Annotated in this window: 19 protein-coding genes; 13 read left to right on the top strand and 6 right to left on the bottom strand. The window is 60.9% G+C overall.

Going from position 1 to position 19070, the window contains the following annotated elements; genetic code table 11:
* Window positions 1-154 precede the first annotated feature (154 nt).
* Window positions 155-1312 (bottom strand): PA0069 family radical SAM protein, encoded by a 1158-nt coding sequence (locus AC1DUP_RS33050; RefSeq protein WP_113510360.1) that lies wholly within the window; start codon window positions 1310-1312, stop codon window positions 155-157.
* 139 nt (window positions 1313-1451) lie between these two features.
* On the opposite strand from AC1DUP_RS33050, the gene AC1DUP_RS33045 reads away from it, so the two are divergent.
* Window positions 1452-1970, top strand: a complete 519-nt coding sequence (locus tag AC1DUP_RS33045) for a glycosyltransferase family protein (RefSeq protein WP_113510383.1) — start codon at window positions 1452-1454, stop codon at window positions 1968-1970.
* 180 nt (window positions 1971-2150) lie between these two features.
* Complete coding sequence (locus AC1DUP_RS33040) at window positions 2151-2465, top strand: hypothetical protein (RefSeq protein WP_113295161.1); 315 nt, start codon at window positions 2151-2153, stop codon at window positions 2463-2465.
* Window positions 2466-2488: 23 nt separating this feature from the next.
* On the opposite strand, the gene moaB is transcribed toward AC1DUP_RS33040, so the two are convergent.
* The 4 genes from moaB to AC1DUP_RS33020 form a co-directional block, all read right to left on the bottom strand.
* Window positions 2489-3040, bottom strand: coding sequence for a molybdenum cofactor biosynthesis protein B (gene moaB, locus AC1DUP_RS33035; protein WP_113295162.1), 552 nt, complete (start codon window positions 3038-3040; stop codon window positions 2489-2491).
* Entirely contained in the window at window positions 3040-3933 is an 894-nt protein-coding gene (locus AC1DUP_RS33030) for a 4-(cytidine 5'-diphospho)-2-C-methyl-D-erythritol kinase (RefSeq protein ID WP_477836824.1), read from the bottom strand. The genes moaB and AC1DUP_RS33030 overlap by 1 nt, the downstream gene beginning before the upstream one ends.
* A gap of 6 nt (window positions 3934-3939) precedes the next feature.
* Window positions 3940-5772 (bottom strand): tetratricopeptide repeat protein, encoded by a 1833-nt coding sequence (locus AC1DUP_RS33025; RefSeq protein ID WP_113308199.1) that lies wholly within the window; start codon window positions 5770-5772, stop codon window positions 3940-3942.
* A 213-nt stretch (window positions 5773-5985) separates the two neighbouring features.
* The gene (locus AC1DUP_RS33020; protein ID WP_113295165.1) at window positions 5986-7002 is read right to left on the bottom strand and encodes a polyprenyl synthetase family protein; all 1017 of its coding nucleotides are present in this window, start codon (window positions 7000-7002) and stop codon (window positions 5986-5988) included.
* Window positions 7003-7111: 109 nt separating this feature from the next.
* On the opposite strand from AC1DUP_RS33020, the gene AC1DUP_RS33015 reads away from it, so the two are divergent.
* Both AC1DUP_RS33015 and AC1DUP_RS33010 read left to right on the top strand, forming a co-directional pair.
* Window positions 7112-7339, top strand: a complete 228-nt coding sequence (locus AC1DUP_RS33015; protein ID WP_113510357.1) for a putative signal transducing protein — start codon at window positions 7112-7114, stop codon at window positions 7337-7339.
* 4 nt (window positions 7340-7343) lie between these two features.
* On the top strand, window positions 7344-8120 hold the full coding sequence (locus AC1DUP_RS33010) for a tRNA1(Val) (adenine(37)-N6)-methyltransferase (protein ID WP_477836823.1): 777 nt from the start codon (window positions 7344-7346) through the stop codon (window positions 8118-8120).
* A 71-nt stretch (window positions 8121-8191) separates the two neighbouring features.
* On the opposite strand, the gene AC1DUP_RS33005 is transcribed toward AC1DUP_RS33010, so the two are convergent.
* Window positions 8192-9535 (bottom strand): Nramp family divalent metal transporter, encoded by a 1344-nt coding sequence (locus AC1DUP_RS33005; RefSeq protein WP_113295168.1) that lies wholly within the window; start codon window positions 9533-9535, stop codon window positions 8192-8194.
* Window positions 9536-9727: 192 nt separating this feature from the next.
* Here AC1DUP_RS33005 and AC1DUP_RS33000 point away from each other — a divergent pair, with 192 nt between their 5' ends.
* The 9 genes from AC1DUP_RS33000 to AC1DUP_RS32960 all read left to right on the top strand — a co-directional run.
* A complete protein-coding gene (locus tag AC1DUP_RS33000; RefSeq protein ID WP_113510355.1) occupies window positions 9728-10588 on the top strand; it encodes a S49 family peptidase in 861 nt (286 codons plus the stop codon).
* A gap of 18 nt (window positions 10589-10606) precedes the next feature.
* Window positions 10607-10798, top strand: a complete 192-nt coding sequence (locus tag AC1DUP_RS32995; RefSeq protein WP_477836822.1) for a hypothetical protein — start codon at window positions 10607-10609, stop codon at window positions 10796-10798.
* Between the two features lie 155 nt (window positions 10799-10953).
* Window positions 10954-11913, top strand: coding sequence for a glycine--tRNA ligase subunit alpha (locus tag AC1DUP_RS32990; RefSeq protein ID WP_113510354.1), 960 nt, complete (start codon window positions 10954-10956; stop codon window positions 11911-11913).
* A 105-nt stretch (window positions 11914-12018) separates the two neighbouring features.
* Window positions 12019-12570, top strand: a complete 552-nt coding sequence (locus AC1DUP_RS32985) for a LemA family protein (RefSeq protein WP_477836821.1) — start codon at window positions 12019-12021, stop codon at window positions 12568-12570.
* Window positions 12571-12653: 83 nt separating this feature from the next.
* On the top strand, window positions 12654-13925 hold the full coding sequence (gene aroA / locus AC1DUP_RS32980; protein ID WP_477836820.1) for a 3-phosphoshikimate 1-carboxyvinyltransferase: 1272 nt from the start codon (window positions 12654-12656) through the stop codon (window positions 13923-13925).
* A 36-nt stretch (window positions 13926-13961) separates the two neighbouring features.
* Window positions 13962-15899 (top strand): DUF2207 domain-containing protein, encoded by a 1938-nt coding sequence (locus AC1DUP_RS32975; RefSeq protein ID WP_477836819.1) that lies wholly within the window; start codon window positions 13962-13964, stop codon window positions 15897-15899.
* Between the two features lie 91 nt (window positions 15900-15990).
* Window positions 15991-17262, top strand: coding sequence for a phosphoribosylamine--glycine ligase (purD, locus tag AC1DUP_RS32970; RefSeq protein ID WP_477836818.1), 1272 nt, complete (start codon window positions 15991-15993; stop codon window positions 17260-17262).
* A 204-nt stretch (window positions 17263-17466) separates the two neighbouring features.
* A complete protein-coding gene (locus AC1DUP_RS32965) occupies window positions 17467-17919 on the top strand; it encodes a plant virulence effector HPE1-like domain-containing protein (protein WP_113510350.1) in 453 nt (150 codons plus the stop codon).
* Between the two features lie 368 nt (window positions 17920-18287).
* Window positions 18288-19070: cache domain-containing protein (locus AC1DUP_RS32960; RefSeq protein WP_477836817.1), on the top strand; the 783-nt coding region annotated here is incomplete at its 3' end.

Genomic DNA, 19070 nt, shown 5'->3' with positions numbered 1-19070 from the left:
TCGCACGCCAACCCGATTTCCTGCAAGCCCCCGGATCAGGGCGGCGACGGCCGGGGGCGGTCCGGCGGATGGTGCGGTCACGGCCATCCGCGGGAATTGCGCAAGGCAGAAGACGCAGGGCAGGTCTTCTTCACGCCTTACGCAAAACAATCAGTCAGAGCAGCGAAAGCTGCACGCCGCTGCCATTGGGCGGCACAAACAGGTCGTCGCGCAGAGCAAGGCTTCGACGGGTCAGCCCAAGCCGCTTTGCCGCCATCTCGAAACGGCGGGCGATCTGCCAGGCATAGGGTCCCGCACCCTTCATGCGCTTGCCGAACTCTGCGTCATAATCCTTGCCGCCGCGCATCGAGCGCACCAGTGACATGACATGGCGATAACGATCAGGATAATTCTGCAGCAGCCAGTCACGGAACAGCGGGCTCACCTCGAGCGGCAGCCGCAGCAGCACATAGCTCGCTTCTTCAGCACCCGCCGCCTTGGCAGCATCGAGGATGCGTTCCAGCTCGTGGTCGTTGAGCGCGGGGATGACCGGCGCGGCCATCACTGACGTGCGCACACCAGCCTCGGAAAGCATACGGATCGCCTCCAGCCTGCGCGTCGGTGTCGATGCCCGCGGCTCCATGAGGCGCGCAAGCTTGCGGTCGAGCGTCGTCACAGAAATGCCGACCCGAACGAGGTTCTTTGCCGCCATCTCCGTGAGGATATCGAGGTCGCGCAGGATCATCGCCGACTTGGTGACGATCGCCACGGGATGATTGGCCTTGTTCAGCACTTCGAGGAGCTGCCGCATGACGCGCCATTCCTTCTCTATCGGCTGATATGGGTCGGTATTGGTGCCGATCGCGATGACGCGGACCTTATAGCTCGACTTGGCGAGTTCGCGCTCCAGAAGCTTCGGCGCATCCGGCTTGGCGAAGAGCTTGCTTTCGAAATCCAGCCCTGCCGAAAGGCCCATATAAGCATGCGTCGGTCGGGCAAAGCAGTAGATACAGCCATGCTCGCAGCCACGATAGGGGTTGATCGATCGGTCGAAGGAAAGATCGGGAGACTCATTGCGGGTGATAGCGGTGCGTGGCTTTTCGATCTGCACTTCGGTCCTGAAGGGCGGCAGTTCTTCCAGGCTCTGCCAGCCGTCGTCGAAGGTCTCGCGCTGCATGGGCTCGAAGCGGCCGCTGGGGTTCAATCCCGCGCCACGACCGCGCCGTCGGTCGACCTCGATGCGCAGCCCGGAGGTCGCGATCATCGCGTCGGCAATATCTGCCGTATTGGCAGGCGCAAATGCGTCCTGCCCTGCAAGGGACTGTGGTCTCATCGGATTCTCCAGCGGCGGAAAACGCTCGATCCCGCTCGTTTTGATGATTAAATTCCTATCCGCAAAACGTGAACAATGCAAGAACAAAATGAGGAAAGTCGCGCTGGCAAAATTTTGTGCGGCGCTCTATAAACAGGCAATGTTGACCGTCGTTCTTGAATGCCAGGATCAGGAACCTGAGCTGGCCCAGACTCTATCGGCATTGGTGGCAGGCGCCGTGGAAGGCCTCGTCAGCGATGTGGTCGTGCTCGATCACGGCTCGCGCGACGGCACCTCGCGGGTGGCGGATGCGGCCGGCTGCCGTTTCCATTCGCAGTGGGATATCAAGGACATCATCCGTTCAGCCCGCGGCGAATGGCTGCTCTTTGTCGAGCCGGGTGCGAGGCCGCAAGCGGGGTGGATCGATGAGGTCTCGGAATATGTGGCGTTGAACAAGGTCCCCGCACGCTTTACTGCCTCGCGCGGCTATCGCCGCCCCTTCTTCCAGCGAGTCGGTCGTGCTAGGCCGCCACTGGAACTCGGCCTGCTCATTCCGAAGAAACTTGCCATTTCAGCCGCAACGAGCGGCATGCGCCTTACCGAATTCGTCAAGGCACAGAAGCCGCACCGGCTCTCCAGCGAATTGATTCCCTCCTGGGTCGCCCGCGCTGCGCGGTAGCTGCCGTATTCCTCGACATTGCGAAAAGATGGCGCCCAATAGGGTTTCGCGCTATAATTTGGCTATGGCGCCGCCGAAGCGCCTCGCTTCGTAACGGATGGCCATGGATGCCGGTGAACGGCGGAACAGGTCAGCGAAAATCTCCTCTTCTGCCGGGTTCCCGGCGAAAGGAGGTGCGTCATGCTACGCGATATGGTCCACGGCCTGCTGGCGGTCATATTGACGATGTTGGTGATCGCGCACCCGCATCCGGCAGCATCGCAGATGATGCGCAGTTGCGCAGGCCGATCCGAGATCGTCAATTTCCTGAACAGCAATTTTGCTGAAAAGCTCACGGCCGTCGGATTGATCGACCAGAACGCCGTTCTTGAGGTTTATGCCGCCGAAAGCGGCACCTGGACGCTCGTCGTCACGGATGTTCACGGCATAAGCTGCGTGCTGCTGTCCGGTGACAGCTGGGAAACGATGCCCACCCTGCCGGGCCTTGCGACATAGGGAATGCCGCACTTGTAGCCGGTCTATTTCGTCGCGCCGCGCTTCAGGTGCTCGTCCAGACGCGGCATGATCTCCACGAAATTGCAGGGCATCTGCCGGTAGTCGAGCTGCGCCTTCAAGATGCCGTCCCACGCGTCCTTGCAGGCACCCGGCGAGCCCGGCAGCACGAAGATGAAGGTGGCATTGGCGACACCTGCCGTGGCGCGCGACTGGATCGTCGAAGTGCCGATCTTGTCGTAGGAAATACGATGGAACACGGCCGAAAACCCGTCCATCCGCTTTTCGAAGAGCGGTTCCAGCGCGTCGGGCGTCACGTCGCGACCGGTGAAGCCGGTCCCGCCCGTGGTGATGACGACGTCGATCTCCTTGGCTTCAGTCCAGGCGCGTACGCGTGCGGTGATCCTCTCGCGGTCGTCAGGCACGATATCGCGGTCGACCAGTTGATGCCCGGCTTCCGCAATCCGTGCCACCAGCGTATCGCCGGATTTGTCGTCAGCCAGCGTGCGCGTATCCGAAACGGTCAGAACCGCAATGCCGAGGGGTATAAAAGCTCGTTTTTCGTCCAGGCCTGCCATCATGCACCTCCTGCGAAAGTCTCCGTCGACTGGAAATACCAGTCCGGGCGGGTCGCGTGAAGATGCTCAGCGGCGCGCAGCGCAGCAACGGGTGTCTCGAAGATGCCGAAGCAGGTCGCGCCAGAGCCGGACATGCGGGTGAAAAGCGCGCCTTCTGCCGCGAGCATGTCTGAAATCTCCGCGATTTCGGGAACCATTTCCCGCGCTGGCAGCTCAAGATCATTGCGTGTCGCCCGTATGGCTTCCATCCAGTGCGGCGTCTTCATCAGGACCAGCGGAGGATTATTCTTGCTGACAAGCCGCCGGAAGATCTCGGGTGTGGAAACGCCTTTCAGCGGATTGGCGAGCACCATGGCGAAGGAGGGCAGGGCATCGGCCGTCTCTATCTTTTCGCCGATACCGCGTGCGATCAGCGGCGTGCTTTTCAGGCACATCGGCACGTCGGCCCCAAGTTTCAGCGCCAGGGTGGCGATGATTTCGGCCGGAAGCGCCACATCCCACAAGCGCATCAGCCCGCGCAGCGTCGCTGCCGCATCGGCTGAACCGCCACCGATGCCGGAGGCGACTGGCAGGTTCTTCTCCAGATGGATGCGCACGGGCGGAGCACCGCCTGCCGCCTCCCGCAGCAGGTCGCGCGCCTTCAGCACGAGATTGGTGCCGGGATCATCGGCCAGCGCATCGGCGAACTGGCCGGAAAGCGTAAAATCGTCGGCGTCTGCGAGCGCAAAGCTCAGCCGGTCGCCATACCGCGCAAATGTCACCAGCATTTCGAGAAGATGGTAGCCATCAGGCCTCTGGCCCGTCACATGCAGGGCCAGATTGATTTTTGCGCAGGCATCTTCGGTAACGGCGAAATCGCCTGTTACGGAAAGCGGTATGCCCGTTTCAGGCATGCGGCCTCAGGATTTCTTGTCGACCGGCGGCGGCGGCACCGGCTGTGGGTCCGGCTGCTTCTTGTCAGCAGCCTTGGAGTCGTCATCCTGGGCCGGCAGGCCGTTGGCGATCTTTTCCTTGATCTTCGGGATCTCGGCCTCCTCGGGTTCGGAGGCGAGAGCGCGGTTCCACTGGTAGACGGCTTCGAGCTTGCGGCCGACACGCCAGTAGGCGTCGCCGAGATGGTTGTTGATCGTCGCGTCGCCTGCCTTGATCTGGGCGGCACGCTCCAGCTCATCGACAGCATCGTCGAAGCGGTTGAGGCGGAAATAGGCCCAGCCGAGCGAGTCGATGATGTAACCGTCGTCAGGGCGCAGCTCGACGGCCTTCTTGATCATCTCAAGACCTTCGTCGAGGTTGCGGTTCATGTCGATCCAGGAATAGCCGAGATAGTTCAGAACCTGCGGCTGGTTGGGATTAAGGTCCAGCGCCTTGCGGAAGCTCGGCTCCGCCTGATCCCACTTCTTCAGCCGCTCATAGGCGATGCCGCGCTGGAAGAAGACGCTCCAGTCGGCGCGGCCCGGCAGCGGTCCAATCACCTCGACGGCCTTGTCATAATTGTCGGCCATCGCCTGATAGTCCTTGGCGTCGGACAGTACGCTGCCATAGGCGAGATAGCTTCTGATATCCTTCGGGTCGGAGACGATCAGCGCTTGCAGATGCTTGCGGGCGTCATCCACCTTGCCGCCCTGGGCCAGCGCCAGGCCGAGCTGCAGTTCGGAGATGCGGCGCATCGGAGAATTCGCCGGCACCTTCTGGTAAAGCGCGATGGCGCGGTCCATCTGGCTCTGCTTTTCGGCAATGCCGCCGAGCAATACCAGCGTGTCGGCGCTGTTGGGATCAAGCGCGTTGGCGGTCTGCAGGTAGAGCGAGACGATGTCTTCGGCGCCGTCGCGGTTCAGCGCACCGCCGACCGAAAAGAGCACGCCGGCCGCACCTTCTTCGGCGCTTTTGACCTGCTGTTCCTGCTTTTCGCCCTTCTCGATGCTGTCGCGCAAGGCATTCAACGGTGCGTAGTTTGGCAGCAGGTTATCGCCGACCGAGACGGCGTCGAGCGCCTTCTGCTTGTTGCCCTGCGAGGCTTCGAGGCGGGCGAGCGCCATGATGGCGCGCATGAAGGTATCAGGCGCGGTGGCGCCGCCTTCCTTGTCAAGCACGGCATCGTTCAGGTGCTGGCGGGCGGATTTGACGTCGCCATTGACGACCGCGATCGCGCCGGCATTGTAATTCTGGAAGATGCGGACCCAATCCGGCCCCTTCATCTTCTCGACCATGGCGAGCCCTTCCTTGCCGCGGCCTGCGCCGACGCGTGCCCAGGCCAGCAAAAGGTCGTTCATCATGCGGTCGAGATCGTTCGGCCCGTCATATTTCAGGATTGATTCCGCAGTCTTGAATTCGCCGCGGCGCATCGCATCCATGCCGCGCACGATCGTGGTGATGCGCTCGACTGTCGGGTCGCCCTTCAGGTCGTTGGCATATTTCACGCCGTCCTTGATGTCGCCGTTGAGCAGCAGCGAGATCATCAGGCGCTGACGGATTTCCGGATTGCCCGGCTCGATCTGCAAGGCTTTCTTGTAGAGCTCGATCGCGGTCGGATAGTCATGGTCCACATCGGCCGTGCGGGCAGCGAGGAACGCACCCGAGAAGGTGGAAACGCTGTCCGGATCGAAGGTCACGGTCTTGCCGGCATCATCCGCCTTGGCCGCGTCTTCGGCGTTCACGCCGCCGATTCCGCCGAGCGAAAGGACCGCCGCCAGGGCTGCGCTCGAAAGGAGACGGGTGACAAATCTCTGCCGCATTAGAAAACCTTTCTTCAGGGACGGCCAGCTGAACACGTCGACCGCAAAATCAGTTGCAAACACTGATTCATAACAGGATGGCTTTTTTGAAGCGGCCCTGCAAGAAATTCAGCCCTCGTTCAAGGACGTTTGATTAAAGCGCGCGCGCAAGAGGGCGCGGCGGTTTTGCGATAACGACATACGTCAAGCAAATCCCGGATATCGTGACACGCTTTAGTTCACGCGCTCGATGCAGAAGTCGATGACTTCCATCAGCGCCGATTTCCAGGCACTGTCCGGCAGTGGTGCGAGCGCATCCCGGGCGATCGTGCCGTAATGGACGGCACGCTGGATCGTGTCGTTGAGCGTACCGTATTTGGTGATCAGGCCGAGGGCCTTTTCCAGATTGGCATCGCTGCTGTTGCCGCCTTCGATCGCATCGCGCCAGAAAGCGCGCTCTTCCTGCGTGCCGCGGCGATAGGCGAGGATGACGGGCAGGGTGATCTTGCCCTCGCGGAAGTCGTCGCCGACATTCTTGCCGAGATCGGCCGCCTTGCCGCCGTAGTCCAGCGCATCGTCGACGAGCTGGAAGGCGAGCCCGAGGTTCATGCCGTAGGATTTCAGCGCATTGCGGCCGGACTTGTTGGTCTCGGCAACGATCGGTCCGACTTCGGCAGCGGCCGCAAAGAGGGCTGCCGTCTTGGCGCGGATGACGGAGAGGTAGTCGTCCTCGGTCGTTTCCATGTTCTTGGCAACGGACAGCTGCAGCACCTCGCCCTCGGCGATGACGCAGGCCGCGGAAGAAAGCACGTCGAGCGCTTCCAGCGAGCCGACTTCCACCATCATGCGGAAGGCCTGGCCAAGCAGGAAGTCGCCGACGAGAACGCTTGCCTGGTTGCCCCAGATCGTGCGGGCGGTCGATTTTCCGCGGCGCAGGTCGCTTTCGTCCACGACATCGTCGTGCAGCAGCGTTGCCGTATGCATGAACTCGACTGATGTGGCGAGCTTGATGTGGTTCTCGCCCTTGTAGCCGAAGAGCGAGGCCGTAGCGAGCGTCAGCATTGGCCGCAGGCGCTTGCCGCCGGAGGAGATCAGATGGTTCGCCACCTCCGGGATCATCTGGACATCGGAGCCGGCCTTGGAAAGGATAAGCTGGTTCACCCGCTCCATATCCGTCTTGGTGAGGTCCACCAGCGGCTTTATGGAAGCCAGTTTGTTTTTGTTTTCTTCAAGCGGTATGACCACGCCCAACGACCCGGACTCCTGTTCATTCGTTGCCTTTGACAATAGAAAGGGGCGATGGAGGCGGCAAGGGGTGAATTGTCGCTGCAAGCAAATTCGGAAGGGAAAATGACGGCAAATGCATGAGCTTATCCGCGCAAACGATCCCGTTCTGCTCTCTTTTGCCGAGAGCCTCATGAAGGATGCGGGAATTGCGTGCTTCATCGCCGATCAGGGCATGAGCGTGCTGGAAGGCTCGCTCGGCATGCTGCCGCGCCGCCTTTTGGTCGACGAGGAGATGGCCGATCAAGCCCGCCGCATCCTGATCGACGCCGGTCTCGGCGACGAACTTCGCGAGCGGAAGTGAAAAGATGACGCAGGCGGCGACCGAAACCATAGATGCCTTCCATCGCGGCCTCTTCCATGTCGTCCAGCCCAGGGGCAGGGGGCATCGCGCCGGCATGGATGCCATGCTGCTGGCCGCCCTCGTTGCCGATGATCGCCCCGTAAAGGTGGCTGATCTCGGCGCCGGTGCAGGCGCGGCCGGTCTTGCCGTCGCCTCCCGTCTTCCGAAGGCCGAGGTTGTGCTGTTTGAGCGCTCGGCGGAGATGGCAAGCTACGCCCGCCGCAGCATCGAGCTGCCTGACAATGCCCATATGACCGGCCGCGTCTCAGTCGTCGAAGCCGACGTGACGCTGACCGCCAAGGCACGTAACGATGCCGGTCTGATCGACGAGAGCTTCGATCACGTTATGATGAACCCACCTTTCAACGATGCCGGCGACCGCAGGACCCCGGATGCGCTGAAGGCCGAGGCCCATGCCATGACCGATGGTTTGTTCGAAAGCTGGATCCGCACCTCCGGTGCCATCATGGTACCGGGCGGACAACTGTCGCTGATCGCCCGGCCGGAATCGATCGCCGAGATCATCGCCGCCTGCGGCAGGCGGTTCGGCGGCATCGAGATTACCGCCATTCATCCACGTGAAGGCGAGAATGCCGTCCGCATTCTCGTCACGGCGATCAAGGGCTCGCGGGCAAGGCTTTCGCTGCGCGCACCCCTCATCATGCACGAAGAGGGGAGCCACAAGTTCTCCCCTCTCGTCGATGATTTCAACAATGGCCGCGTGGCCTATGCCAGGCTTTAAAGCAGTTCCACGAAAAGCGTGCTGCGGTTTTCCGTTCGGAATTGCGCGAGAACAAAAACAATTCCGGGAAACTAGCCGCCAGTTACGAAGTCCAAGAGCAGCTTGACGTTCAGGCCGGCGATCACGATAGCGACCACATAGGCAATGCCGCTGAGCCACTTCGGGGCAACCAGTTCGCCCATCTTCGCCTTGCTGGCTGTGAACATCACCAGCGGGAAGACGGCGAAGGAAAGCTGCAGGCTGAGCACCACCTGGGTGAGGATCAGCAGCTCAGCCGTACCCTGGTCGCCATACCAGATCGTCACGAAGGCGGCGGGGACGATGGCGATGGCGCGAGTGATCAACCGCCGTACCCACGGCTTCAGGCGAATCTTCAGGAAGCCTTCCATGACGATCTGACCGGCAAGCGTGGCGGTGACCGTGGAATTCAGGCCGCAGCAGAGTAGCGCAATACCGAAGAGCGTGGGCGCAATCGCAAGGCCGAGCAGCGGCGAAAGCAGCGAATGCGCTTCGCCCAGTTCCACCACATCCGTCTTGCCGTTGGCATTGAAGGCGGCTGCGGCAAGGATCAGGATGGAGGCGTTGATCAGGAGTGCGAAGCAGAGCGCCACGGTGGAGTCGATGGTCGCAAAGGTCAGCGCTTCCTTCTTCTCAGGCACGGTATGGCCGTAGGAGCGCGTTTGCACGATGCCGGAGTGAAGGTAGAGATTGTGTGGCATCACGGTCGCCCCGAGAATACCGAGCGCCAGATAGAGCATTTCCGGATTTGTGACAACTTCGGGCGTGGGCAGGAAGCCCCTGATGACGGCGCCCCATTGCGGGTCGGCAAGGAAGATCTGGATCGCAAAGCAGACTGCTATGACGCCGAGCAGCGTGATGATGAAGGCCTCGATCCAGCGGAAGCCGAGCCTCTGCAGGAGAAGGATGACGAACACGTCGAGCGCTGTTATCAAAACGCCGAATTCCAGCGGAATGCCGAAGAGCAAATTGAGGCCGATCGCCGTGCCGATCACCTCGGCAATATCGGTTGCGATGATGGCGATTTCAGCAAAAGCCCAAAGCGGCACGGCGACATAGCTCGGATACGCATCGCGGCAGGCCTGCGCCAGATCGCGGCCRGAGCCTATTGCAAGACGCGCGCAGAGCGATTGCAGCACGATGGCCATGATGTTCGAAAGCAGTGCGACGGTGAGAAGCGCATAACCGAACTTTGATCCGCCGGCGAGCGAGGTCGCCCAGTTGCCGGGGTCCATGTAGCCGACCGCTACCATGTAACCGGGGCCGAGGAAGGCGGCAGCGCGCCGCCATTTGGAGCTGTGCGGCCCCGTGCCAACCGTACGGTAGACGTCGGAGAGTGAAGCTTCCCCGCGCTCGCTCCGCCAGCCGCCCTTTGCATTCGGATTTATGATGTCCATGCCATTTTCACCTGTTTGCCATGCCGGCACTATGCCTGATTAGAATGATAATGCAAGTCATTCGCAACAGGAAAGTGGAGGGGCGATGTTTTGGGAACGTAGCCATTGCGTTTGTCGTTGCAGCGCATACATGCAATGCCCTTGTAATGTGCATGTGCATGCTGGCGCCGCCGATTATGTTAAGGAAGAGAAATGGCTGGATTTTTGAGAAAGCTGATGCCGAAGCGGTTTCGCAGGGATGGGATCGTCATCCCCGTCGTCAGGCTGCAAGGCGCGATCATCAGCGGCGGTGGTCAGTTCCGTCCGACCCTTAATCTCGCCAATGTCGCGCCGGTCCTGGAAAAGGCCTTTTCCATGAAGGACACGCCCGCCGTTGCTATCTCCATCAATTCACCGGGTGGCTCGCCCGTCCAGTCGCGGCTCATCTTCGGGCGCATCCGCGAGCTAGCGCGCGAAAAGCAGAAGAAGGTGCTGGTCTTCGTGGAGGACGTTGCGGCCTCTGGCGGCTATATGATTGCGCTGGCGGGCGATGAGATCATTGCCGACCCGACTTCCATCGTTGGCTCGATCGGCGTCGTCTCGGGCGGCTTCGGTTTTCCGGAACTTCTGAAGAAGATCGGTGTCGAGCGTCGTGTCTATACGGCAGGCGAAAACAAGGTGATCCTCGATCCCTTCCAGCCGGAGAAGGAAAAGGACATCGAATATCTGAAGAGCCTGCAGCTCGAAATCCACCAGGTCTTCATCTCCATGGTGCGCGAGCGCCGCGCCGGCAAGCTGACGGATGATGCGACGGTTTTCTCCGGTCTCTTCTGGAGCGGCACGCGCGGCCTGGAGCTCGGCCTCATTGACGGGCTCGGCGACATGCGCCAGGAACTGAAGAAACGCTACGGCCAGAAAACGAAGCTGCAGCTCGTCACAGCCGCCCGCGGGCTGCTCGGCCGCCGCATTCCCGGTGTCTCGCCGGTCTCGCTTGAAGGCGCGGCGTCCGGTCTTGCATCGGGGCTTGTCGAAGCGGCGGAAGAGAGGGCATTGTGGAGCCGTTTCGGGCTTTGAGGGGAGAAACGAGGGGACATGGCACAGCTTATCACGTTATTGATCCTCGTCTGCGCGGCGTGGTGGCTCTACCGTCGCTTCGTCTCCGATGCGCGCAAGCTTGCCGAAAAGTCCCGTCGCGCCGAAAAGGAGCGCCAGACCGGTGCGATCGGCACGCTGGTGAAGGATCCGGCAACCGGTGAATACCGCCTGAAACGAGAAGAGGAGTAGGCCGAAAGCATGTTCTGTGCGCTCTCGGCGATGATCGATAGCGTCGACAGGCGTGATGCTTGCTGGCCTTGTCAGGACAAAATGCAAAAGTCTTGACCCCTGCGGTGCTCCGTGGCACCTGTCGCGCACATATTTCAAGCAATCGGTGCCGTTCCATGTCCGCGACTATTCCTGACCATATGAACCCGAAGCGCTCCTTCCAGGCGCTGATCCTGACCCTGCATAACTATTGGGCGGACAAGGGTTGTGCGGTTCTGCAGCCCTATGACATGGAAGTGGGTGCCGGCACCTTCCACCCGGCCACCACGCTGCGCGCGCTTGGGCCCAAGCCTTGGAAGGCAGCCTATGTTCAGCCGTCCCGCCGCCCCTCCGACGGCCGCTACGGCGAGAACCCGAACCGCCTTCAGCACTACTATCAGTATCAGGTCATCCTGAAGCCGAACCCGCCGAACCTGCAGGAACTCTATCTCGGTTCACTGTCCGCAATCGGCCTCGACCCGCTGCTGCACGATATCCGCTTCGTCGAGGACGATTGGGAAAGCCCGACGCTCGGCGCCTGGGGTCTCGGCTGGGAATGCTGGTGCGACGGCATGGAAGTCTCGCAGTTCACCTATTTCCAGCAGATTTGCGGTATCGAATGCTCGCCGGTTGCGGGTGAACTGACCTACGGTCTCGAGCGCCTTGCCATGTATGTGCAGGGCGTCGACAATGTCTACGACCTGAACTTCAACGGCCGTGAAGGCGACGAGAAGATCAGCTATGGAGATGTCTTCCTGCAGGCAGAGCAGGAATATTCCCGCCACAACTTCGAATTCGCCAATACCGAGATGCTGCATCGCCATTTCATCGATGCCGAGAAGGAATGCCAGGCGCTTCTCGCCGCCGGCGCGCCCGGTGGCAACGCCAACCAGCGCCTGCACAAATGCGTCTTCCCGGCTTACGACCAGTGCATCAAGGCCAGCCACGTCTTCAACCTGCTTGATGCCCGCGGTGTGATCTCCGTGACAGAGCGCCAGAGCTACATCCTGCGGGTGCGCACGCTCGCCAAGGCCTGCGGCGAAGCCTTTCTGCTGACGGAAGCGGGTGGTTTTAACCTGGTAAACGCAGCCGCCTGATCCTGCCGCGGCGCAGGGAACACCTGTGCCGCCTTCCCTGTTTGACGATCTCCACAAAACCCGCATAGTCTCCGCGCCACACTGGCTTCCTTGGGGGGATTCGCGATGTATATCGCTCTTGGCGTCATCGTTCTAATCGCGCTCTACATTGTCTTCATCTATAACGGCCTCGTCCGTTCCCGGCAGATGGCCGAAGAGGCCTGGTCCGGCATCGATGTACAGCTGAAGCGTCGTGCCGATCTGATCCCGAACCTGATCGAGACCGTCAAGGGCTACGCCGCTCATGAAAAGACCACGCTCGAAGAGGTCGTCGAGCTCCGCAACAAGGCGCAGGCGATTCCCGCTGGCGATGTTGCCGGCAGGGGGCAGGCGGAAGGTCTGCTCGGCCAGGCGCTTGGCCGGGTGATGGCGCTCGCCGAAGCCTATCCCGACCTCAAGGCCAACCAGAATTTCTCCGAGCTTCAGGCCTCGCTCGAAACGATGGAAAGCGAAATCCAGATGGCGCGCCGCTATTACAATGGCGCGGCCCGCGATCTGAACGTCAAGGTCGAGAGCTTCCCCTCGAACCTCGTCGCCGGCCAGTTCGGCTTCGCCAAGCGCGAATATTTCGAAATCGCCAACGAGGCCGATCGCGCCGTACCATCAGTCAAGTTCTGACCTTTGTCTTTGCACAAAAACTGCTATGAGCAGTCCAACATGGCCGTGCACGGCCGCTGCAATGGACAAAAGAGACAAGCGCAATGAGTAAAGCCAAGCTCACTATCATCCCGCCGGGCAAGCCGCTGGCCGGTCGTGCCGTGCCGCCGGGCTCCAAGTCGATTACCAACCGCGCCCTTCTGCTGGCGGGCCTCGCCAAGGGTACGAGCCGGCTGACCGGCGCGCTGAAGAGCGACGACACGAAATATATGGCCGAGGCGCTCAGGGCCATGGGTGTGCAGATCGACGAGCCCGACGACACGACCTTCGTGGTGACCGGCAGCGGCAAGCTTCATCAGCCGAAAGTGCCGCTCTTTCTCGGCAATGCCGGCACGGCGACACGCTTTTTGACGGCTGCCGTTGCCGCCGTCGAGGGTACTGTTGTCGTCGATGGCGACGAGCATATGCGCAAGCGGCCGATCGGCCCGCTGGTCGCAGCGCTTAAATCGCTGGGCCTGGATGCCGAAGCCCCGACCGGCTGCCCGCCGGTGACCGTGCGCGGCAACGGCCATTTCGCCTCCGGCCGCGTCGAGATCGATGCCGGACTGTCGAGCCAGTATGTTTCGGCGCTTTTGATGGCTGCACCGCTCGCCAAGCAGGGCGCCAACGCGCCTGTCACGATTGCGCTTGCCGGCACTGACATCGGCGCCCGCGGGTATGTCGATCTCACTCTTGCCGCCATGGAAGCCTTCGGCGCCAAGGTTGATCAACTCGATGCCGCGACCTGGCGTGTCGAGCCGACCGGCTATACTGCAGCCGATTTCGTCATCGAGCCCGATGCATCTGCTGCAACCTATCTCTGGGCGGCCGAAGTGCTGAGCGGCGGCAAGATCGATCTCGGCGTGCCGAGTGATGCTTTCACCCAGCCGGATGCCAAGGCCTACGAGACGATCGCCAAGTTCCCGAACCTGCCGGCCGAAATCGACGGTTCGCAAATGCAGGACGCTGTCCCGACGATCGCCGTGCTCGCCGCTTTCAACGAGACGCCGGTCCGTTTCGTCGGCATTGCCAACCTGCGCGTCAAGGAATGCGACCGTATCCGTGCCCTGTCCACGGGGCTCAACAACATCCGCGAAGGTCTGGCGGTTGAGGAAGGCGACGATCTGATCGTCCATTCCGATCCTGACCTTGCGGGTCAAACGCTGCCGGCCGAAATCGACACCTTCGCCGATCACCGCATCGCCATGAGTTTCGCGCTTGCCGGCCTGAAGATCGATGGCATCACCATTCTCGATCCCGATTGTGTCGGCAAGACCTTCCCGGCTTACTGGCGCACGCTCGCGGAGCTGGGGGTTACCTACAAGGACGAGCCCTGAACAAATCAGGGCTGAGCCGCAACCGGGGGAGGGGATATGGTCCGGCGGTTTTTCGGCATTTGTTTCGTACTGCTGATCGCGCTTTCGGCCCGGGCAGCCATAGGCGCCGAATTCATCGCCTCCTTCGATTCCGCCATCCAGCTGGAAAAGAGCGGGGCGATGACGGTGTCGGAAACGATCACCGTCAATGCCGAGGGCGACCGCATCCGGCGAGGCATCTTCCGCGATTTTCCGCTGACCTTCAGGGATGCGGGCGGCCGACGCCGCAGCGTCGATTTCAGCGTCGTCTCGGTCAAGCGCGACGGCCAGGATGAACCCTGGCATACGGAATCCATTTCCGGCGGAATACGCATCTATGCCGGCTCCGAAGACATCACGATCTCTCCCGGCCGCCACCACTATGTCTTCACCTACAAAACGAACCGTCAGATCCGCTACTTCGATGGTCATGACGAGCTCTATTGGAACGTGACCGGCAACGGCTGGATTTTTCCGATCCGCTCTGCAGTAGCGACGGTCACCTTTCCGCAGGGCGTTGTGCCCGAAGATGTCACCTTCTTCACTGGCCCCGTCGGTGCAACCGGCAAGAATGCTCGAGCGAGCGTAGACGACGGCCGGCTGATCGTCGCGACCACCGCGCCCCTCGGCGAAGAGGAGGGGCTGACCTTTGCCGCCAAACTCCCGAAGGGTGCGATCGATCCGCCGAGCGCCGATCAGGAAAGCAGCTGGTGGTTCAGCGACAACCGAGACTATTTCATCGGTTTTGGCGGTCTCATCCTCGTCTTCCTCTATTACACGCGCTCCTGGCTGAAGGTTGGCCGCGATCCGGCGCGTGAGATCGTCGTGCCGCGCTGGGATCCGCCATCCGGCATCTCTCCGGCCCTCGTCAATTACATCGACAACAGAGGCTTTTCCGGCCAGGGCTGGACGGCTCTTTCGGCCACGGCGCTCGATCTTGCCGTGCGCGGTTATGTCAGGCTCGACGACCTCAAGGACTCCATCATCATTCGCCGCACCGACAAGCCGCTCGGCAAGGAGAAGCTCCAGGCTGGCGAGGCGGAACTCCTGAAGGCCGTCGGCGGCAGCGGCGATACTCTCACTATCGACAAGGCCAACGGCGAGAAGGTCAAATCCGTAGGCCAGAGCTTCCGCTCCTCGATCGAACGGGAGCATCGCGGCAAATATTACAATTCCAACGCCGGCTACATCACCGGCGGCGTGATCCTGAGTGCCGCGGCCCTGGTGGCGCTCTTCGTCTTTGGCTCGCTGGAGCCGGATACGATCGCGCTGATGATCATCCCCATCGGCATTTCCGTTTTCCTGTCCGTCTTCGTCGCAGGTTTTGCGAAGGCGCTGCACCGTGGCCGCTCGCTTGTAGGCAAGATTTTCGCGGTCATTGCGATCGCGATTGCGGTCTTCGTAGGATTGAGCATTCTCTCGACCGTCGTGCTGGCGCTCGGCTCTTCGCTGATGGAATTCCACGAAACGCCCATGCTTTTTGCGGTGGGCGGCATCGTGCTGTTCAACATCCTCTATTTCTTCATCATGGGAGCGCCGACGCCGCTCGGCGCCAAGATGACCGCCGGTGTCGACGGCCTGCGGCAATATCTGACACTCGCCGAAAAAGACCGCATGAACATGGCCGGGGCGCCGCAAATGTCGCCGCAGCATTTCGAAACGCTGCTGCCTTATGCCGTAGCGCTCGGTGTCGAAAAGCCGTGGTCGCGCACCTTCGAGACCTGGCTGGCTGCCGCTGCCGCAGGGGCCGCTGCAGCAGCCTATAGCCCCGGCTGGTATTCCGGCAATTTCAACAGCGGCAGCTTTTCGGATCGCATTGGCGGCTTCTCGTCATCGATGGCCTCGACGATCGCCTCCACCATTCCGTCGCCGCCGCCCTCCAGCTCGTCCTCGGGTTTTTCAGGTGGCGGTTCGTCCGGTGGGGGTGGCGGAGGCGGCGGAGGCGGGGGTTGGTAAGCTTTCCTGCTTGACCTTTCGGGCCTTCATGCTTAACCGCCAGACCAACAGGCTAGGCCAACAGGCCAGACCAGCAGCAAGGGGATCAGGCATGAAGGTTCTGTTGATCGGATCGGGTGGACGCGAGCACGCACTCGCCTGGAAGCTGGCGCAATCGCCGCTGATGACGGAATTCTACGCCGCCCCCGGCAATCCCGGCATCGCCGAACATGCGGCACTGGTTGAGCTTGATATCGACGACCACGATGCCGTCATCGCCTTCTGCCGCGAAAAGACGATCGATTTCGTCGTCGTCGGCCCGGAAGCCCCGCTGGTCGCCGGTATTGCCGACGACTTGCGGGCCGCAGGTTTTGCGGTCTTCGGCCCGTCGGCGGGCGCTGCCCAACTCGAAGGCTCCAAAGGTTTCACCAAGGACATCTGCGCGCGGTACAATATCCCTACCGGTGCCTATCAGCGCTTCAACAATGCCCCGAAGGCAAAGGCCTATATCCGTCAGCAGGGTGCCCCTATCGTCGTCAAGGCTGATGGCCTCGCTGCCGGCAAGGGCGTGACCGTCGCCATGACGCTGGACGAGGCACTGGCTGCGGTGGACGATTGCTTCGAGGGTGCCTTCGGCGAGGCCGGGGCCGAAGTCGTCGTCGAAGCCTATCTGGATGGCGAGGAGGCGAGCTTCTTTTGCCTTTGCGACGGGCAGAGCGCTCTGCCGCTCGCGACCGCGCAGGATCACAAGCGCGTCGGCGAAGGCGATACCGGCCCGAACACCGGCGGCATGGGCGCTTATTCGCCAGCACCCGTCATGACAGCCGAGATGACCGAGCGCACGATGAAGGAAATCATCGAGCCGACCATCCGCGGCATGGCCGAAAGCGGCCATGCCTTCAGCGGGGTTTTCTTCGCGGGCCTGATGATCACCGCCAAGGGGCCGGAACTCATCGAATACAATGTCCGCTTCGGCGATCCGGAATGCCAGGTGCTGATGATGCGGCTGAAGAGCGATCTCCTGCCGCTGCTGCTTGCCTGTGCCAACGGCACGCTGGACCAGGTCAAGGCGGAATGGAGCGATGATCCCGCCCTGACCGTCGTCATGGCCTCGAAAGGTTATCCGGGCTCCTATGAGAAGAACACCCCGATCCTCGCACTGCCGGAAGCCGGCGAGGGCGGGAAGGTGTTTCATGCCGGCACATCGCTGAAGGATGGCGCGCTCGTCGCCACCGGCGGCCGCGTCCTGAACGTGACGGCGACGGGCCGCACGGTCGGCGAGGCGAAGGACCGCGCCTATGCCCTGCTGGGCGGGGTGAAATGGGAAAACGGTTTCTGCCGCCGCGATATCGGCTGGCGCGCGGTTGAACGCGAAAAGGCATAGGGAACGGGCAGACAACGGCCTGTTTCGCTAAATTTTTACCCTTTCTTCTGACGGGATGGAAACAAAGCTGCGTTAATCTTGGCTCCTGATGCATCGGACCGAAAAGTGTGAAACGGTTTTCGGACAATCCGATGCTTGAACAAAAACGGAGAGTGGTGGACCGTTTTCCGGCCGCTGCTGTCAAGTGAGACCGGGGTAGCGTTGATGCGTCAGATTTTCCTCAGTGCAGTGTTTCTGCTGGCGGCTGGTTCCGCCATGGCCGCCTCGATCGAAGTGATCGGGCCGAGCAAGCCGAAGGAAGCCGGTAGCATCATCATTGAAACTTGCGGCCATTGCCCGCCGCCTCAGATGGAAGCCTCCAAGAGGGAGTATTCGGTGCCGGAGCTGCGCCCCGGCGCTTTCCAGCAGGCCGAAGTCCGTGAAATCGACGGCGAGAAGAAGATTTATCGCACCGAAAACTGGATGGGCGGCTCTCCCGTTCTCTTTGTGAGCAAAGCCACCGCAGAACAGATGCTGGCTCTCGCTCCGGTCGTGCCCGCAGAAGGTATCGACAACGAGGCAACGGCGGCCGTGGTCAGCGGCGGTGCGAAACCCATAGCTGCCGGCATGGAACAACCCGTTCCTCTCGACGCTTCCGCCTTCCAGCTCCGTTTCTGACCCGGTTTATCGCATCCGCCCGATCAGGGTTTGATCGTTGCACGGACCCACCATGGTGGACTGAAAGCGCCTCTGAAGAGACGCAGGTGTGTTGTTCTCTATTCAATAAGTATGTGCTAATTTATTTGATTGCAACTATTGATGATTGCAACCTGTACAAGTCTGCAAGAAGATACCTGTCAATTCTACTAGGCGCGCCGAGTAGAAGTCCTGTGTTTGTTAAAAGATAATTTAATCATTCATTTTAATTTTACTTACGGAGGACCGGAGAGTGCATGATTGCGCTAGCTGGGCGCGCGACTCTCGCGCGCAGGTCGGGAGTTGACCGATCCGGGATATTGCTTTTCACCTTTTCCGTGAGGTCAATCATGAAGAAGCTCAAGATTGCCCATCAGCTTTTCGCGCTGGTTGGTGTTTTGATGGCCGCATTTGCAGTCGCAACCTATTTTGAAATCCGTACATCCGAGCAGGCGATCTATGATGAGCGCTTCGATATGCTTCGCACGCAGGTCGAATCGGGCATCTCCGTCCTTAACACCTTCTACGAACGCGAGAAGGCTGGGCAGATGACACATGAGGCTGCCCAAGCCGAAGCCTTCGACATCCTGAAGCGCGTGACCTTCCAGCCATCAGGCTATCTCTTCGGCTTCGACTACAACGTCATCCAGATCTTCCATCCTAGCCCGGTCAATCTCGGCAAGGATATGAGTGGTCAGGTCGACAAGACAGGCGCGAAATTCAGCCAGGCCCTCGTCGACCATGGCAAGGCCGGCGGCGGCCGTACCTACTATTACTGGACCAAGCCCGGTCAGCCGGAAAACCAGGTCTTTCTCAAGGGCGGCTATTCAAAGGCTTTCGAGCCCTGGAAGATTGTCGTCGGCACAGGCGTTTATCTCGACGACCTGCAGGCCAAGGTCAATGAGACGATGTGGAAGGCTCTCACGGCCTGCGCCATCGTCTTCGTCGCCGGCATTGGTGCCGCCTTCTACTTCATCCGYGGCATATCGAACCCGTTGAAGGACGTGCACAACGCGCTTCAGGCGGTTGCCGACGAGAATGTTTCTCTTGATATCCCGCATACCGGCATGAACAACGAAGTCGGGATGATGGCGAAGGCGACGCAGTCGCTGCAGGAAAAGATCCGGGAGGGA

The sequence above is a fragment of the Rhizobium sp. 01L419 genome (assembly GCF_056400025.1).
This window is presented reverse-complemented; position numbering and strand designations above follow the sequence as displayed.

What these genes read in the sequence shown, in the direction of transcription:
- AC1DUP_RS33050 (WP_113510360.1), bottom strand. Translation starts at nt 1,312, where the DNA reads ATGAGACCACAGTCCCTTGCAGGGCAGGACGCATTTGCGCCTGCCAAT.
- AC1DUP_RS33045 (WP_113510383.1), top strand. Translation starts at nt 1,452, where the DNA reads ATGTTGACCGTCGTTCTTGAATGCCAGGATCAGGAACCTGAGCTGGCC.
- AC1DUP_RS33040 (WP_113295161.1), top strand. Translation starts at nt 2,151, where the DNA reads ATGCTACGCGATATGGTCCACGGCCTGCTGGCGGTCATATTGACGATG.
- moaB (WP_113295162.1), bottom strand. Translation starts at nt 3,040, where the DNA reads ATGGCAGGCCTGGACGAAAAACGAGCTTTTATACCCCTCGGCATTGCG.
- AC1DUP_RS33030 (WP_477836824.1), bottom strand. Translation starts at nt 3,933, where the DNA reads ATGCCTGAAACGGGCATACCGCTTTCCGTAACAGGCGATTTCGCCGTT.
- AC1DUP_RS33025 (WP_113308199.1), bottom strand. Translation starts at nt 5,772, where the DNA reads ATGCGGCAGAGATTTGTCACCCGTCTCCTTTCGAGCGCAGCCCTGGCG.
- AC1DUP_RS33015 (WP_113510357.1), top strand. Translation starts at nt 7,112, where the DNA reads ATGCATGAGCTTATCCGCGCAAACGATCCCGTTCTGCTCTCTTTTGCC.
- AC1DUP_RS33010 (WP_477836823.1), top strand. Translation starts at nt 7,344, where the DNA reads ATGACGCAGGCGGCGACCGAAACCATAGATGCCTTCCATCGCGGCCTC.
- AC1DUP_RS33000 (WP_113510355.1), top strand. Translation starts at nt 9,728, where the DNA reads ATGGCTGGATTTTTGAGAAAGCTGATGCCGAAGCGGTTTCGCAGGGAT.
- AC1DUP_RS32995 (WP_477836822.1), top strand. Translation starts at nt 10,607, where the DNA reads ATGGCACAGCTTATCACGTTATTGATCCTCGTCTGCGCGGCGTGGTGG.
- AC1DUP_RS32990 (WP_113510354.1), top strand. Translation starts at nt 10,954, where the DNA reads ATGTCCGCGACTATTCCTGACCATATGAACCCGAAGCGCTCCTTCCAG.
- AC1DUP_RS32985 (WP_477836821.1), top strand. Translation starts at nt 12,019, where the DNA reads ATGTATATCGCTCTTGGCGTCATCGTTCTAATCGCGCTCTACATTGTC.
- aroA (WP_477836820.1), top strand. Translation starts at nt 12,654, where the DNA reads ATGAGTAAAGCCAAGCTCACTATCATCCCGCCGGGCAAGCCGCTGGCC.
- AC1DUP_RS32975 (WP_477836819.1), top strand. Translation starts at nt 13,962, where the DNA reads ATGGTCCGGCGGTTTTTCGGCATTTGTTTCGTACTGCTGATCGCGCTT.
- purD (WP_477836818.1), top strand. Translation starts at nt 15,991, where the DNA reads ATGAAGGTTCTGTTGATCGGATCGGGTGGACGCGAGCACGCACTCGCC.
- AC1DUP_RS32965 (WP_113510350.1), top strand. Translation starts at nt 17,467, where the DNA reads ATGCGTCAGATTTTCCTCAGTGCAGTGTTTCTGCTGGCGGCTGGTTCC.